Annotated in this window: 13 protein-coding genes; 11 read left to right on the top strand and 2 right to left on the bottom strand. The window is 63.6% G+C overall.

Going from position 1 to position 14,266, the window contains the following annotated elements:
- Positions 1 to 16: 16 nt before the first annotated feature.
- Positions 17 to 748 (bottom strand): ComF family protein, encoded by a 732-nt coding sequence (locus B3361_RS00845; protein WP_054904267.1) that lies wholly within the window; start codon positions 746 to 748, stop codon positions 17 to 19.
- An 89-nt stretch (positions 749 to 837) separates the two neighbouring features.
- Here B3361_RS00845 and bioB point away from each other — a divergent pair, with 89 nt between their 5' ends.
- The 9 genes from bioB to B3361_RS00800 all read left to right on the top strand — a co-directional run bounded on the left by bioB (position 838) and on the right by B3361_RS00800 (position 11,165).
- The gene (gene bioB / locus B3361_RS00840; protein WP_009681528.1) at positions 838 to 1,896 is read left to right on the top strand and encodes a biotin synthase BioB; all 1,059 of its coding nucleotides are present in this window, start codon (positions 838 to 840) and stop codon (positions 1,894 to 1,896) included.
- A 1-nt stretch (position 1,897) separates the two neighbouring features.
- On the top strand, positions 1,898 to 3,070 hold the full coding sequence (bioF, locus tag B3361_RS00835) for an 8-amino-7-oxononanoate synthase (protein WP_029886356.1): 1,173 nt from the start codon (positions 1,898 to 1,900) through the stop codon (positions 3,068 to 3,070).
- Positions 3,063 to 3,794: an alpha/beta fold hydrolase gene (locus B3361_RS00830; RefSeq protein ID WP_054904266.1), complete on the top strand. Its 732-nt coding sequence runs from the start codon at positions 3,063 to 3,065 to the stop codon at positions 3,792 to 3,794. Before bioF ends, B3361_RS00830 begins: the two co-directional genes overlap by 8 nt.
- Positions 3,787 to 4,605, top strand: a complete 819-nt coding sequence (bioC, locus tag B3361_RS00825) for a malonyl-ACP O-methyltransferase BioC (RefSeq protein WP_054904265.1) — start codon at positions 3,787 to 3,789, stop codon at positions 4,603 to 4,605. The genes B3361_RS00830 and bioC overlap by 8 nt, the downstream gene beginning before the upstream one ends.
- A gap of 10 nt (positions 4,606 to 4,615) precedes the next feature.
- Positions 4,616 to 5,296 carry a dethiobiotin synthase gene (gene bioD / locus B3361_RS00820; RefSeq protein WP_054904264.1) on the top strand — a complete coding sequence of 227 codons (681 nt, stop codon included), beginning with the start codon at positions 4,616 to 4,618 and terminating at the stop codon, positions 5,294 to 5,296.
- Between the two features lie 120 nt (positions 5,297 to 5,416).
- Entirely contained in the window at positions 5,417 to 5,713 is a 297-nt protein-coding gene (locus B3361_RS00815) for a hypothetical protein (RefSeq protein ID WP_009681533.1), read from the top strand.
- Positions 5,714 to 6,002: 289 nt separating this feature from the next.
- Complete coding sequence (locus B3361_RS00810; protein WP_029886352.1) at positions 6,003 to 7,808, top strand: phenylacyl-CoA dehydrogenase; 1,806 nt, start codon at positions 6,003 to 6,005, stop codon at positions 7,806 to 7,808.
- Between the two features lie 170 nt (positions 7,809 to 7,978).
- A complete protein-coding gene (locus tag B3361_RS00805; protein WP_054904263.1) occupies positions 7,979 to 9,259 on the top strand; it encodes a GGDEF domain-containing protein in 1,281 nt (426 codons plus the stop codon).
- Between the two features lie 127 nt (positions 9,260 to 9,386).
- A complete protein-coding gene (locus B3361_RS00800) occupies positions 9,387 to 11,165 on the top strand; it encodes an acyl-CoA dehydrogenase C-terminal domain-containing protein (protein WP_054912559.1) in 1,779 nt (592 codons plus the stop codon).
- Between the two features lie 280 nt (positions 11,166 to 11,445).
- On the opposite strand, the gene B3361_RS00795 is transcribed toward B3361_RS00800, so the two are convergent.
- On the bottom strand, positions 11,446 to 12,369 hold the full coding sequence (locus B3361_RS00795) for a LysR family transcriptional regulator (RefSeq protein WP_054904261.1): 924 nt from the start codon (positions 12,367 to 12,369) through the stop codon (positions 11,446 to 11,448).
- Between the two features lie 211 nt (positions 12,370 to 12,580).
- On the opposite strand from B3361_RS00795, the gene B3361_RS00790 reads away from it, so the two are divergent.
- Positions 12,581 to 13,861, top strand: a complete 1,281-nt coding sequence (locus B3361_RS00790; protein WP_054904260.1) for an aspartate aminotransferase family protein — start codon at positions 12,581 to 12,583, stop codon at positions 13,859 to 13,861.
- Between the two features lie 160 nt (positions 13,862 to 14,021).
- Positions 14,022 to 14,180: a YqaE/Pmp3 family membrane protein gene (locus tag B3361_RS00785; RefSeq protein ID WP_009681539.1), complete on the top strand. Its 159-nt coding sequence runs from the start codon at positions 14,022 to 14,024 to the stop codon at positions 14,178 to 14,180.
- Positions 14,181 to 14,266: the final 86 nt, after the last annotated feature.

The raw sequence follows: 14,266 nt of genomic DNA, 5'->3' as shown, positions 1-14,266 counted from the left end.
TGGCCTAGCGGCAGGGTTATACATACCCCGGCTTAGGGGTACGCGCCAGGCAATACACATCCACCCGCTGTGCCCCGGCTTTGCGCAACACCTGGGCAATGGCCTGGGCGGTAGCGCCAGTGGTCAACACGTCATCGACGATGGCGACGTGCTTGCCTGGCAGGTCACCGGCGACCGCAAAGGCCTGGCGCAGATTGCGCCGCCTGCCTTTGGCACTCAACCGCTGCTGCGCGGGGGTTTCCCGAGTGCGCAGCAGTACCCGCTCATCGCACGGTATGCCCACGTGCGCCGCCAGCCAGCGGGCCAGCAGCCCGGCCTGGTTGAACCCACGCTCGCGCAGTCGACGCCTGGCCATGGGCACAGGCAACAGCAGTTCAGGGCGTGGCAGCCCCTCGGCATAGCGGTAGCGCAGCCCTTGCCCAAGCAACTCGGCCATCAAACGCCCCAACGGCCACTGCCGGTTGTGCTTGAAGCGGCTGATCAACGTGTCGACCGGAAAGCCGAAATGCCACAGGGCAAAGACCTTTTCGAACGCCGGCAAGCGGCGGCTGCACTGGCCGCAGGCGAGGCCGGCCATGGGCAGTGGCAGGGCGCAGTAGCGGCAATGGTCGCCCAGCCAGGGCAGCTCTTGCTCACAACCGACGCACAGCGGGTAGTGTTGCCCGGCAGGCGCGTCGCACAATAAACAAATCTGGTTAATAAGTGAGCACTTGTAAACCAGTCGTTTCCAGTTGAGTTGACAGTTCATAGGCCATCCGTGACTATGCGAGTTATCCGTGATGCGCTGGCGGGCTTTCCTGTCCCCGCGCCAGCTTAAGCCTAAACAAGGAAACGCCGATGAGCGCCAGCACAACTGCAACAACACGTCACGACTGGTCCCTGGCCGAGGTCAAGGCCCTGTTCCAGCAGCCTTTCAATGACTTGCTGTTCCAGGCGCAGACGGTGCACCGCGCGCATTTCGACCCCAACCGCGTGCAGGTTTCGACGTTGCTGTCGATCAAGACTGGAGCCTGCCCGGAAGATTGCAAATATTGTCCACAGTCCGGCCACTACAACACTGGGCTGGAAAAACAGAAGTTGATGGAAGTGCAGAAGGTGCTGGAAGAAGCAGCACGCGCCAAAGCCATTGGCTCGACCCGCTTCTGCATGGGCGCGGCGTGGAAGCACCCGTCGGCCAAAGACATGCCTTATGTGCTGGAGATGGTCAAAGGGGTGAAGGCCTTGGGCCTGGAAACCTGCATGACCCTGGGCAAGCTCGACCAGGAGCAGACCCAGGCCCTGGCCCAGGCCGGCCTCGACTACTACAACCACAACCTCGACACCTCGCCGGAGTTCTACGGCAGCATCATCACTACGCGCACCTACAGCGAGCGCCTGCAGACCCTGGCTTACGTGCGCGATGCGGGCATGAAGATCTGCTCGGGCGGCATCCTGGGCATGGGCGAGTCGCTGGACGACCGCGCCGGGCTGCTGATCCAGCTGGCCAACCTGCCCGAACACCCCGAGTCGGTGCCGATCAACATGCTGGTCAAGGTGGCCGGTACGCCGCTGGCCGAGGAGGAAGATGTCGACCCGTTCGACTTCATTCGCATGCTGGCCGTAGCCCGCCTGTTGATGCCCAAGTCGCATGTGCGCCTGTCTGCCGGCCGTGAGCAGATGAACGAGCAGATGCAGGCCCTGGCCTTCATGGCCGGTGCCAACTCGATTTTCTACGGTGAAAAACTGCTGACCACTGCCAACCCGCAGGCTGACAAGGACATGCAGCTGTTCGCGCGCCTGGGCATCAAGCCTGAAGCACGTGAGGAACACGCCGACGAAGTGCACCAGGCCGCCATCGAGCAGGCGCTGGTCGAGCAGCGTAGCAGCGAGATGTTCTACAACGCCGCGACCGCCTGAGATGGCTTTCGACCTGGCCGCGCGCCTGGCCGAACGGCGCGCTGCAGACCTGTACCGGCAACGGCCACTGCTGGAAAGCCCGCAGGGCCCGGAGGTGGTGGTCGACGGCCAGCGCTTGCTGGCCTTCTGCAGCAACGATTACCTGGGCCTGGCCAACCACCCCGAGGTGGTTGGCGCCTGGCAGGCCGGTGCCGAGCGCTGGGGTGTCGGTGGCGGTGCGTCGCACCTGGTGATCGGCCATAGCACCCCACACCACCAGGTCGAAGAGGCGCTGGCCGAGCTGACGGGGCGCCCTCGTGCGCTGCTGTTTTCCACCGGCTACATGGCCAACCTGGGCGCCATCACCGCCCTGGTGGGGCAGGGCGACACGGTGCTGCAGGACCGCCTGAACCATGCCTCGCTGCTTGATGGCGGGCTGCTCAGCGGTGCACGGTTCAACCGCTACCTGCACAACGACCCGGCCAGCCTGGCCAGCCGCCTGGACAAGGCCGTTGGCAATACCCTGGTGGTCACTGACGGTGTGTTCAGCATGGACGGCGACCTGGCCGACCTGCCGGCCCTGGCCGAGGTCGCCCGGGCACGGGGTGCCTGGCTGATGGTGGACGATGCCCATGGCCTGGGCACCCTTGGCGCTCAGGGCGGTGGTATCGTCGAGCACTTCGGCCTGGGCGTGGACGATGTACCGGTGCTGATCGGTACGCTGGGCAAGGCCTGCGGTACTTCCGGTGCCTTTGTTGCCGGGAGCGAGGAACTGATCGAGGCGCTGGTGCAATTCGCCCGCCCCTACATCTACACCACCAGCCAGCCACCGGCACTGGCCTGCGCCACGCTGAAGAGCCTGGAGCTGCTGCGCCGCGAAAGCTGGCGCCGCGAGCACCTGGCCGCATTGATTCGCCAGTTCCGTGAAGGCGCACAGCAGATCGGCCTGGAACTGATGGACAGCCCCACACCGATCCAGCCGATCGTGATTGGCGACAGCGCGCAGGCCTTGCGCCTGTCGCGCATGTTGCGCGAGCGCGGCTTGCTGGTCACCGCCATCCGCCCACCGACCGTACCGGCGGGCAGTGCCCGTTTGCGCGTAACACTGAGCGCTGCCCACAGCCAGGCGCAGGTGCAGCTATTGTTGAATGCATTGGCCGAGTGTTATCCACAATTGGAGAACGCCGATGCGTAATCGCCTTGTACTGCTGCCCGGCTGGGGCCTGGGCACAGCCGCACTGGAACCGCTGGCCGCCAGCCTGCGCGCCCAGGACCCCCGTCTGCAGGTCGAGCTGATGCCCCTGCCGGAATTGCCCCACAGCGATGTTGAGGGCTGGCTTGAGCACCTCGACCGTAAATTGCCGGGCGATGTCTGGCTAGGTGGCTGGTCGTTGGGCGGCATGCTCGCCAGCGCCCTGGCACACAAGCGTGGCGACCACTGCTGCGGCTTGCTCACCCTGGCCAGCAACCCCAGTTTCGTTGCCCGTGGTGACTGGCCGCATGGCATGGCCGAAGACACCTTCGGCACCTTCCTCGACGGCTGCCGCAGCCATACCCAAGTCACCCTGAAGCGCTTTCGCAGCTTGTGCAGCGATGGCGCCCAGCAGCAGCGTACCCTGCTGCGCCAGCTGGGTGTCGGCGTACCAGACACCGACCCTCTGTACCTCTCCACCGGCCTTGAAGTGCTGGCCAAGCTGGATACCCGCGACGCCCTGCAGGCCTACGGCGGCCCGCAACTGCACCTGTTCGCCGGCAGCGATGCGCTGGTGCCTGGCGAGGCAGCCAAGGCCTTGAGCGAGCTGCTGCCCGATGTGGAGGTGGGCCTGGTAGAAGACAGTTCCCACGCCTTCTTGCTGGAGTACCCGCAAGAGCTGGCGGCGGGCATCAAGAGTTTCCTGCATGAGAGTGGCGATGACTGACCTTTCCTGTCCGACCCTGCCCGGCGCATTGCCCGACAAACGCCAGGTAGCGGCTTCGTTCTCCCGCGCTGCAGCCAGCTACGACAGCGTAGCCGCGTTGCAGCGCGCCGTGGGCTTGAGCCTGTTGGGGCAAGTGCCGGCAGGCTGGCAGCCATTGCGCTGGCTGGACCTGGGCAGCGGTACCGGCCATTTCAGCCGTATCCTGGCCGAGCGGTTCGCCCAGTCCAGTGGTGTGGCGGTGGATATCGCCGAAGGCATGCTGCGCCATGCCCGCAATGAACAACGCGGGGCGCACTACCACGTGGCCGGCGACGCCGAGCGTTTGCCATTGCGCGATGCCAGCGTCGACCTGGTGTTCACCAGCCTGGCCGTGCAATGGTGCGACCAGTTCGCCAGTGTGCTGGCCGAGGCGCTGCGGGTACTGAGCCCTGGCGGCGTGCTGGCCTTCAGCAGCTTGTGCGTAGGTACCCTCGACGAACTGCGTGCCAGCTGGCAGGCGGTGGACGGCCTGGTGCATGTAAACCGCTTCCGCCGTTTCGAGGACTACCAGCGCCTGTGTGCCGCCAGCGGTTTTGAGCAGCTTGAGCTGCATCGCTGTGCGCATGTGCTGCATTACCCGGACGTACGCAGCCTGACCCACGAACTGAAGGCGTTGGGCGCGCACAATCTCAACCCTGGGCGACCGTCCGGGTTGACTGGCCGGGCACGCATGCAGGGCCTGTTGCAGGCGTACGAGGCATTTCGCCAGCCTGCCGGGCTGCCAGCCACCTATCAGGTGGTCTATGGTGTGTTGCGCAAGCCACAGGCGTAAGGGGAGCAAGATGAGCAGGGCCTATTTCATCGCCGGTACCGATACCGATGTCGGCAAGACCACCGTCGCGGCCGGTTTGCTGCATGCGGCGCGGTTGCAAGGCTTGAGCACCCTGGGTGTCAAGCCGGTGGCCTCGGGGTGCACGATGACCCCCAACGGCTTACGCAACAGCGACGCCCAGGCGCTGATTGATGAAAGCACCATCAAGTTGCCCTATGGGCAGGTCAACCCGTTTGCCTTCGAGCCTGCAATTGCGCCGCATGTGGCCGCCCGCGAGGCGGGGGTGACTTTGGAGGTGGCAGCGTTGCTGGCGGCCATGCGCAATGTGTTGCAACAAAATGCCGATTTCACGTTGGTAGAGGGGGCTGGGGGCTGGCGTGTGCCGCTTTCGGGGCTGGAGAACCTTTCAGATCTGGCGGTGGCCCTGCAGTTGCCGGTGATTCTGGTGGTGGGGGTGCGGCTGGGGTGTATCAGCCATGCCTTGCTCAGCGCCGAGGCGATCGAGCGCGACGAGCTGCAGTTGGCAGGCTGGGTGGCGAACATCATCGAGCCGCGCACTTCACGGCTGGAAGAGAACCTGGCCAGCCTGGCCGAGCGCTTGCCAGCGCCTTGCCTGGGGCGGGTGCCCAAGCTGAAGCAGGCCAGTGCAGACAAGGTGGCTGAGCATTTGCAGCTGGATTTGCTGGATTAGGTGCTGGAATACTCAGGGCCTATCAACTGGCACCGGGCCATTAGCGATTTAAACGGGCCTTTTTACCGACGGCCTGTTTTAATGGGCTGTGTTCCTATCCAGCGTCAATGGAGTCCTGACATGGAAATCACCGGTAGCTCCGCCTATTACGCGGGCCTGAGCGCTATACAAGCCGGCCAGAACCGCGTCGATCAGGCGGCCAGCCAGATCGCCAACACCACCGCCGAACGTACCGCCACCAGCCAGTCCAGCGACTTCCAGGCCGAACGCCTGCGTGCGGTCGACCGCAGCCAGCAGATGGACCTGGCCACCAGCCTGGTGCAACAGGCGGTCGGCAAGACCGAAGTCGAGCTTGGCGCAAAGGTCGTCAAGGCATCCGACGAAATGCTCGGCCGGATCATCGATACCTACGCCTGACAGAGTGCCGATTTCGAATAACACATAGCCCCTGTAGGAGCGGGCGTGCCCGCGAAAGCGTCAGCTCAGGCAACCCCATTGCCTGGCCGAGCCCTTTCGCGGCCATGCCCGCTCCCACAGGGTATTGTTTTTATTGAGCTTGGCATAAACGCCATTTTTCGTGGCGTAAATGGCACTATCGTCCCTCCTTGACAGAAGCCGGAGCTAAACGTAAGTTTCAAACAACTGTTTGACAGACGCCGCGGCGCACGCGGGTCACCCCACAGAACTCACCTAGAGGTTCATCGCAATGCCTGACTACAAAGCCCCCTTGCGTGATATCCGCTTCGTTCGTGACGAGCTGCTCGGCTACGAGGCGCACTATCAGAGCCTGCCGGGTTGCCAGGACGCAACGCCCGACATGGTCGACGCGATTCTTGAAGAAGGTGCGAAGTTCTGTGAGCAGGTGCTGGCGCCGCTGAACCGTGTGGGTGACCAGGAAGGCTGCACCTGGAGCGAGTCGGGCGTGAAAACCCCAACCGGCTTCAAGGCGGCTTACGAACAATTCGTCGAAGGCGGCTGGCCCAGCCTGGCACATGACGTGGAGCACGGTGGCCAGGGCCTGCCAGAGTCGCTGGGCCTGGCCCTGAGCGAGATGGTCGGTGGTGCGAACTGGTCGTGGGGCATGTACCCGGGCCTGTCCCACGGCGCCATGAACACCATTTCTGCGCACGGCACCGCCGAGCAGCAGCACACCTACCTGACCAAGCTGGTGTCGGGTGAATGGACCGGCACCATGTGCCTGACCGAGCCACACTGCGGTACCGACCTGGGCATGCTGCGCACCAAGGCCGAACCGCAGGCTGACGGCAGCTACAAGGTGTCGGGCACCAAGATCTTCATTTCCGCCGGTGAGCACGACATGGCCGAGAACATCGTGCATATCGTTCTCGCGCGCCTGCCGGATGCTCCGGCCGGTACCAAGGGCATTTCGCTGTTCATCGTGCCGAAGTTCCTGCCCAATGCCGAAGGCGGTGTGGGTGAGCGCAATGGCGTGAGCTGCGGCTCGATCGAACACAAGATGGGCATCCACGGCAACGCCACCTGCGTGATGAACTTCGATGGCGCCACCGGCTACCTGATCGGCCCGGCCAACAAAGGCCTGAACTGCATGTTCACCTTCATGAACACCGCGCGCCTGGGTACCGCGCTGCAGGGCCTGGCCCACGCCGAAGTCGCGTTCCAGGGTGGCCTGAAGTACGCCCGCGAGCGTTTGCAGATGCGCTCCCTGACCGGCCCCAAGGCACCGGACAAGGCCGCCGACCCGATCATCGTCCACCCGGACGTGCGCCGCATGCTGCTGACCATGAAAGCGTTCGCCGAGGGCAACCGCGCGATGGTCTACTTCACCGCCAAGCAGGTGGACATCGTCAAGTACAGCCAGGATGAAGAAGAGCGCAAGAAGGCCGATGCCCTGCTGGCCTTCCTCACCCCGATCGCCAAGGCGTTCATGACCGAAGTCGGTTTCGAAGCGGCCAACCATGGCGTGCAGATCTATGGCGGTCACGGCTTCATCGCCGAGTGGGGCATGGAGCAGAACGTGCGTGATAGCCGTATCTCGATGCTGTACGAGGGCACCACGGGCATCCAGGCCCTCGACCTGCTCGGCCGCAAAGTGCTGATGACCCAGGGCGAAGCGCTGAAGGGCTTCACCAAGATCGTGCACAAGTTCTGCCAGGCGCAGGAAGGTGTCGAGGCGGTCAAGGAGTTCGTCGAGCCGCTGGCAGCCATCAACAAGGAATGGGGCGAGCTGACCATGAAAGTGGGCATGGCTGCCATGAAAGACCGCGAAGAAGTGGGTGCAGCCTCGGTCGATTACGTGATGTATTCCGGCTACGCCTGCCTGGCCTACTTCTGGGCCGACATCGCCCGCCTGGCCGCTGAAAAGCTGGCCGCCGGCACCAGCGAAGCGGCGTTCTACACCGCCAAGCTGCAGACCGCGCGCTTCTACTTCCAGCGCATCCTGCCGCGTACCCGCACGCATGTGGCGGCCATGCTGTCGGGCGCCAACAACCTGATGGACATGGACGAAGAGAGCTTCGGCCTGGCGTACTGATTCAACCGCTGTTGCCAGAACCCGCCTGCCCTCACCGGCAGGCGGGTTTTTTTTGTTCAGGCCCAGGCCACTCGACAACCCTGGCCGAGTTGAAATTCAACTGTTCGGGTACACTGCCGATGAAATAAGGGCACAATGCCACTATTGATCTGCCGGGTCGGAGATTACCCTTGTTTCGTTTTAACGCTGTACGTGCCAGCCACTTCCTGCCCTCGCTGCTGCTGCTGTTGGCAGGGCTCGCCGCAGCTTATGTGAGAGACCTCAGTGTGTTTTTCACATCGCTGTTCAATGTTCTGCCCACCTTGGTGCTGCTGCTGGGTGGCGCTTACTGCGCGGTGTATCGTCGCCAACGTGAGCTGTTTCTGATGCTTACGGTATACATCGCCTACTTTCTGCTCGACACCCAGACCGACTTCTACCGCGACCACGGCCGTGTGCGCGAGGACGCAGCGGTGGTCTTCCACCTGGTATGCCTGCTGTTGCCGGCATTGTTCGGCCTGTATGGTGCCTGGCAGGAGCGCACCCACTTGCTGCAAGACCTAGTGGCCCGTGGCGCCGTGCTGTTTGCCGTGGGCAGCGTGGCAGTGGCCCTGGAGCAAAGCTACCCCGAGGCGCTGTTGACCTGGTTGGCGGAGATTCGCTGGCCGACCTTGCATGGCCAGTGGATGAGCCTGATCCAGTTGGCCTACCCGCTGGTCGCGGGGGTGTTCATCCTGCTGGTGGTGCAGTACCTGCGCGCGCCGAGGCCGTTGCACGCGGCCCAGATCACAGGCCTGCTGGGCATTTTCTGGATGCTGCCGCAAACGTTCATCCTGCCGTTCACGCTGAACATCATGTGCAGCCAGGTGATGTTGATGATCGCCGCAGCGGTTGCGCACGAGGCCTACCAGATGGCCTTCCGCGACGAGCTGACCGGTTTGCCCGGCCGGCGTGCGTTGAACGAGCGCATGCAGCGGCTGGGTCGCAACTATGTCATCGCCATGACCGACGTTGACCACTTCAAGAAATTCAACGACACACACGGTCACGATGTCGGCGATCAGGTGTTGCGCCTGGTGGCCAGCCGTTTGGCCAAGGTCACCGGTGGTGGGCGTGCCTACCGCTATGGGGGAGAGGAGTTCGCCTTGGTGTTCGCGGGCAAGACCGCCGAGGAATGCGTGCCCCATGTGGAAGCGGTGCGCGAGGTGATCGCCAACTATGTGATGCACCTGCGCGACAAGTACAACCGCCCGCAAGACGATACCGCCGGGCGCCAACGCCGCGCCGGCAGCAGCGGCGGCACGGTTTCGGTGACCATCAGCATTGGCGTTGCCGAGCGCCAGGCCGATCACCGCAACCCCGAAGCCGTGCTCAAGTCGGCCGACCAGGCGCTCTACAACGCCAAAGGCGCAGGGCGCAATTGTGTGGTGGTGCATGGCCAGCAATCGCGACGTGGGGCTATACGCACTTAGTGACTAAAATAGACTAATTGGTCGATTGATGACCCTATGTCTCGTAAATGTTGTTCGGTTACACTGGTATCAACCCCAGTGTCGCGGTACCCCGAGACCGCCCAGACCCCACTTGCGAGAGGTTGTCATGGCTGACTATAAAGCGCCCGTGCGCGACATGCGCTTCGTACTGAATGAAGTGTTCAACGTGGCTGAGCAGTGGGCCCAGTTGCCCGGGCTGGCCGAAGTCGTCGATGCCGATACGGCCATGGCCGTACTGGAGGAGGCTGGCAAGGTGACCGCCAAGAGCATCGCACCGCTCAGCCGCGCCGCCGATGAAGAGGGCTGCCACTGGGACAACGGCGCGGTGCGCACGCCGGCCGGTTTCATCGAGGCCTACAACACCTACGCCGAAGGTGGCTGGGTGGGCGTGGGTGGCGACCCGCTGTTTGGCGGCATGGGCATGCCCAAGGCCATTTCGGCGCAGGTCGAGGAAATGGTCAATGCCTCGAGCCTGGCCTTTGGCCTGTACCCGATGCTGACCGCCGGCGCCTGCCTGTCGATCAACGCCCACGCCAGCGAGGCGCTGAAGGAAAAGTACCTGCCCAACATGTACGCCGGTGTATGGGCTGGCTCCATGTGCCTGACCGAACCGCATGCGGGTACCGACCTCGGCATCATCCGCACCAAGGCCGAGCCACAGGCGGACGGCAGCTACAAGGTCAGCGGCACCAAGATCTTCATCACCGGCGGCGAGCACGACCTGACCGAGAACATCATCCACCTGGTGCTGGCCAAGTTGCCGGATGCGCCGGCGGGGCCGAAGGGCATCTCGCTGTTCCTGGTGCCCAAGTTCATGGTGAACGAGGATGGCAGCCTCGGTGCGCGCAACCCGGCCACCTGTGGCTCCATCGAGCACAAGATGGGCATTCAGGCGTCGGCTACCTGCGTCATGAACTTCGACGAGGCTGTGGGCTATATCGTCGGTGAGCCGAACAAAGGCCTGGCAGCCATGTTCACCATGATGAACTACGAGCGCCTGGGGGTGGGTATACAGGGGCTGGCGACGGCCGAGCGTTCCTACCAGAATGCCGTGGAGTACGCGCGCGACCGTTTGCAAAGCCGTGCCCCCACCGGCCCGCAAGCCAAGGACAAAGCCGCCGACCCGATCATCGTCCACCCGGATGTGCGGCGCATGCTGTTGACCATGAAGGCACTCATCGAGGGTGGCCGCGCGTTTTCCACCTATGTGGCCATGCAACTGGACAGTGCCAAGTACAGCGAAGACCCTGGCGTGCGCAAACGCAGCGAAGAACTGGTGGCATTGCTTACGCCGGTGGCCAAGGCCTTCCTGACCGACCTGGGCCTGGAGTGCGCGGTGCACGGCCAGCAAGTGTTCGGCGGGCATGGCTACATCCGTGAATGGGGCCAGGAGCAACTGGTGCGTGATGTGCGCATCACCCAGATCTACGAGGGCACCAACGGTATTCAGGCCCTCGACCTGATGGGCCGCAAGGTGGTGGCCAGCGGCGGCGCCTACTACACGCTGTTCTCCGACGAAATTCGCCAGTTCATGGCCAGTGCGGGTAGCGAGCTGGATGAGTTCACCCGCCCCCTGGGTGCTGCGCTCGGCCAGCTGGATGGGCTGACTGAATGGGTACTGCAGCAGGCCAAGGGCAACCCGAATGAAATTGGCGCAGCATCGGTCGAGTACCTGCATGCCTTTGGTTATGTCGCCTATGGCTACATGTGGGCATTGATGGCGCGGGCGGCGAAGGCGGGGGAGGGCGACGAGGCGTTCTATTCGGGCAAGCTGGGCACGGCGCGGTTCTACTTCGCGCGCTTGCTGCCACGGGTGGATTCGCTGGTGGCCTCGGTGAAGGCGGGCAGTGAGTCGCTTTACCTGCTGGATGCCGAGCAGTTCTAGCTGATTCAGGGGCCGCACAGCGGCCCCTGTGCTTCGCGTATCTGCGAATGCCTCTCTTGTGTAAGCCTTTTCCTACACAACGTGGTGACTTTTCACCACTGTTCTCAGATTGGATCCACGGCTAATCTCTACCATATGGACGTTGCGCAGGAAGCGCAAAGGACAGATCAAGGATGGCGACGAAGGACCACCTGCCAGGATGGCGGGGCGATACGGATGTCACAGGGAAACAGTCTGGAAAACCCCGCTTCGGCGGGGTTTTCTTTGCGCGCGTGTTTTATCAGGCCAGCACATCCAGCGGTGATGCGCCCAGCTGTCGCGCGTCCGTCTCTTCTTCCAGCAGCGTACGCAGCAGTTCGACCGATGCCTGCTGGCGCTGGGCATCGCGGAACACCAGCCCTACCTTCAACGGTACTCGCGGCTCGCTCAGCGGCTTCCACAACAGCCCTGGGTCGTCCTCGGCGGCGTCTTTGGCCCGGCCTGGCAGAATGGTTGCCAGCGCGGTATGCGCCAGGCTGTCGAGAATACCCGCCATGTTGTTCATCTCGGCCTGCACCTGCGGCCGCCGGCCCTGGCTGGCTAACTGGGCCTGCCAGATCTGGCGGATTTGAAACTCCTCGCCCAGCATCAGCATGGGCAACTCGGCCGCCTGGCGGATGGACACCTTCTTGAAATCCTTCAGTGGGTGGCTGGCGGGTATCACCAATTGCAGCTCGTCCTCGTACAGCAACAGGCCATGCAGGCCGGGCTGGCGTGGCGGCAGGTAGCTGATGCCGATGTCCAGGTTACCGCTGAGCAGGCGCCGCTCGATCTCCAGCCCCGATAACTCGTAGATCTGCACCACCAGGTGGGGTTGGGCCTTGCGCAGCCGTTCGAGCAATTGCGGCACCAGGCTGGGGCGTACCGTTTGCAGCACACCGATGGCCAGGGTGCGCAAAGACTGGCCCTTGAAGTTGCGCATGGCCTCGTGGGCACGCTGCAGGCCATCGAGCAGCGGCAGGGCATGGTTGTACAGGGTATGGGCCGCCAGGGTCGGCAGCAGGCGCTTGTTGCTGCGCTCGAACAGGCTCAGGTCCAGGCTGTGTTCCAGTTGGCGGATCTGTTGTGAAAGCGCTGGCTGTGACAGCGACAGGCGCTCGGCGGCGCGGCCGACGTGGCCCTCTTCGTACACCGCGACGAAATAACGCAGTTGGCGAAAATCCATAAGTGATGCTTATCAAAAGTGCTGGAAAATCGAAATGGCCGTAACCCCTCGTGGCGCCTAGTCTATCGCCGTATTCCAACGGGTTACAGCGCTGAATCAGTCGATTGTTACCGTGGATGAGAAACACTTTTGATAGGCAAGACAAAATAATGAGCGGCGGCGCCAAGACCGCCCTGTGCTCGCCCCTTACCGTGCATTGGCTGGAGCCCCGATGAACCTGTTCAACCTGCGCCGCTCGGCCCCGACCGCCGCGGCCGAGCACAAGCCTGTGCCGGTGCGTGTGCCACCTGCTGCCGAGTTGTCGCGTGACTGCCTGATGCCCGGGACCGAACGGCCTGCGCAGGTGTTCGTGCGCGGGCAGGGCTCCTGGTTGTGGGACGATGCCGGGCATGCCTACCTGGACTTCACCCAGGGCGGCGCAGTGAACAGCCTGGGCCATAGCCCCAGCGTGCTGGTCAAGGCGTTGGGCAGCCAGGCCCAGGCGCTGATCAACCCAGGCGCGGGGTTTCATAGCCGTGGCCTGCTGGCGCTGGCCAACCGCCTGTGCCAGAGCACCGGTAGCGACCAGGCCTACCTGCTCAACAGCGGTGCCGAAGCCTGTGAAGGGGCGATCAAGCTGGCGCGCAAGTGGGGCCAACTGCACCGCAGTGGCGCCTATCACATCATCACCGCCAGCCAGGCCTGCCATGGCCGCAGCCTGGGCGCGCTGTCGGCGTCCGACCCATTGCCCTGCAACCGCTGTGAACCGGGCCTGCCCGGGTTCAGCAAGGTGCCGTTCAATGACCTGGCGGCGCTGCACGCCGAAGTGGATTCGCGCACTGTGGCCATCATGCTGGAGCCGGTGCAGGGCGAGGCCGGGGTAATTCCGGCGAGCCGCGAATACCTCAAGGGCGTGGAAACCCTCTGTCGTGAGCTGGGCATCCTGCTGATCCTCGATGAGGTACAGACCGGCATCGGGCGCTGTGGCGCATTGTTGGCCGAGGAGACCTATGGCGTGCGTGCCGACATCATCACCCTGGGTAAAGGCCTGGGCGGTGGTGTGCCACTGGCCGCGTTGCTGGCCCGCGGTACGGCGTGCTGCGCCGAACCGGGCGAACTGGAGGGCAGCCACCACGGCAATGCGCTGATGTGCGCTGCGGGCCTGGCCGTGCTGGATACCGTACTGGAGCCCGGCTTCTTCGGCCAGGTGCAGGACCACGGCCGCCACCTGCGCGACGGCCTGAGCCGCCTGGCGGGGCGTTATGGCCAGGGCGAAGTACGCGGGCAAGGGCTGCTGTGGGCGCTGCAGCTGAAGGAAAACCAGGCGCGTGAACTGGTGGCCGCGGCCCTGCACGAAGGCTTGCTGCTCAATGCCCCACAAGCGGATGTGGTGCGTTTCTCTCCGGCGCTGACCGTGAGCAAGGGCAATATCGACGAAATGCTGCTGCGCCTGGCACGCGCCTTTGCCCGCCTGCATGCGCAGCAGCATGCGCGCCGCGAAGTGTCGGCCTAAGTGTCGGGGTAAGTGGCACGTTAACCAATTCTACGAACCGTCTGGCGTTCCTGCGCATCGCCCCTGGCCTGTTCCATTCGGCCCGGGGCGTTTTTTTTGCCTGTGGAACCTCCAGGACCAGCGGCTAGTCTGTGTTGTAACCCCTTCAGGAGAGACTCACATGGACTTTATCCGCATTATCATCGCCATTATCTTGCCGCCGCTCGGGGTGTTTCTGCAGGTTGGGTTTGGCGGGGCGTTCTGGCTGAACATTCTGCTGACCCTGCTGGGGTACATTCCAGGGATCGTGCATGCGGTGTACATCATCGCCAAGCGTTAGCCTGCCCAGGCTTCATTACCGGTAGCCAGAGCATCTTCAGCGCCTATGAGATCGAGCGCCGCCCGCGCGGCGCAATCGCGAGCTGC

This window comes from Pseudomonas sp. UBA6699 (assembly GCF_002454615.1).
GTDB classification, from domain to species: domain Bacteria; phylum Pseudomonadota; class Gammaproteobacteria; order Pseudomonadales; family Pseudomonadaceae; genus Aquipseudomonas; species Aquipseudomonas juntendi.
The sequence above is the reverse complement of the archived record's forward strand: the minus strand, read 5'-3'. Positions and strand labels throughout refer to the sequence as shown.